The sequence below is a fragment of the Dellaglioa sp. CoH-56-MRSF-12 genome, assembly GCF_056782075.1.
In genome coordinates, this window is sequence record NZ_JBXAYD010000039.1 from 1 (window position 1) to 374 (window position 374).

Below are 374 nucleotides of genomic sequence, written 5' to 3' on the forward strand. Positions count from 1 at the left end.
GTCTTGAAGAAGGCTCTGACGAAGTGACGTTCATGGCTGAGACCGGTGAAGTCTCCAGCATGTACCATCAACAGGACTGTTGCGAGTCGGTATACATCGAGTCGGTAACTGGGGACGTGAACGACCTGATCGGGACACCTATTCTCATGGCCGAGGAAGTTAGCGATACCGACTTTCCGCCTCCGGCTGGCGAGTACGTCGATTCGTATACGTGGACGTTCTACAAGCTCGCGACCATCCGAGGCTACGTGGATATCCGATGGCTGGGCCAAAGTAACGGCTACTATTCGGAGTCTGTCAACGTCGAACACGTGAACGCAGGCAAATGAAACTGATCGAGGCTCGGGGCCTTGTGCCACGCATAGAGAAGCGCG

Annotated in this window: 1 protein-coding gene; it reads left to right on the top strand. The window is 55.1% G+C overall.

The genetic code is table 11. The features are described 5' to 3' along the window. The coding region (locus AC1RPY_RS07710) for a DUF7448 domain-containing protein (protein WP_481763100.1) at window positions 1-329 on the top strand (329 nt) is incomplete at its 5' end. Between the last annotated feature and the right edge of the window lie 45 nt (window positions 330-374).